This is a genomic window from Acidisphaera rubrifaciens HS-AP3, assembly GCF_000964365.1.
In the GTDB taxonomy this organism is placed as follows: domain Bacteria; phylum Pseudomonadota; class Alphaproteobacteria; order Acetobacterales; family Acetobacteraceae; genus Acidisphaera; species Acidisphaera rubrifaciens.
Genome location: NZ_BANB01000996.1, coordinates 1 through 1,244, shown reverse-complemented (window position 1 = coordinate 1,244; position 1,244 = coordinate 1). Strand labels below are relative to the sequence as shown.

Below are 1,244 nucleotides of genomic sequence, written 5' to 3'. Positions count from 1 at the left end.
CGAGCAGACGCGATGACCGCCGCCGCCGCAGTAAGCGCGCCGTGAGCCTCAAAGGCCATGGGTCAAGCTCATTGAGGGCTGGTATGAATTCGTTGTTGTGCAACACCAACGGAGTTAGCCTCGTCACCAAAGCCACATGAACGTAGGCATGCGCGGCAATCGAAGGGTCGAGGTCTGAGGTGAATCCCACCGCGCGAGCCAAGTTTATCTCGGAGGAGATCAGCGCGAACTACAGGATACCGCCGCCGCCAACGGTTGGCACGCGGATCGCCGGGAACTCGGCCGTCACTTTCACGCATTTCCGCAAAATGGCGCCTGGGCGGGGTCTTTCGCGAGCCGCGGACCGTGATCCCGGGTTCATCTTCAACGTGCCGATGATCAGTGCAAGGTATCCGATCGTCTCGATAAACGGGCGGAGCCAGTCCGTCGTGCAAGATCCTGGCAAGATCTACCTCTTCGATCGGACCGATCGGACCCGGGTCAGCCTGGAGACAGTTCACGACAGCATTTGCATCATGCTTCCCCAGGATTCGATCGAGTTCTTTGCGCGCGACAAGGGGCTGGGCAGCATTCCCGGCCTACGCGCCCGCGATTTCGGTCAGCCGGATGCGGTTCTGTACCACCTGGCTCTCGCCACGCTTCCGGCCCTGAAGACTCCAAGGGAAGCCACGGCGGCCTTCGTGGAATACCTGGCGATTGCTCTGCACGAGCATGTCATACACGCCTATGCCGGCGTGCCGCTCCGGACCCGCAAGTCAACCGGACTGGCCCCGTGGCAACTCAAGCGCGTCCGGGACTTCGTCGAGCAGAACCTGTCGCGCGACCTCTCGATCGCGGAGTTGAGCGCCGATTGCCAACTTTCGTGCAGCCACTTCGCGCGCGCGTTCCAGGCATCGCTGGGCATGACCCCGCATCAGTGGATAATCAAGCGCCGGCTGGAGCGCGCGAAGGCTCTCATGTCCCGATCCGACGCGACCCTCGCGGAGGTAGCAGCGGCTTGCGGCTTCTCCGATCAAAGCCATCTTGGGCGGCACTTCCTGAGGCATTTTGGGACCACGCCGGCCCGTTGGCGTCTGAACGCCTGAACCGGACGTTCCCGCACGGGCTCTCCTTACGACCTGCCGGCGGCGCCATGCGCATGGCGGGGAGAGGCCGGTCGGTTCCATCACGATGTGCCGGCCGGACGCGCGATGGTCGTTTTGTTCCAAAACCCCGCGTGGCGTTCCAGCAAGAGCCGGTCAAGC

General features: G+C 63.1%; 1 protein-coding gene. It reads left to right on the top strand.

What is annotated here, in order from left to right:
* The first annotated feature begins 179 nt into the window (after window positions 1-179).
* A complete protein-coding gene (locus tag B8460_RS19640; protein ID WP_148360732.1) occupies window positions 180-1,085 on the top strand; it encodes an AraC family transcriptional regulator in 906 nt (301 codons plus the stop codon).
* Window positions 1,086-1,244: the final 159 nt, after the last annotated feature.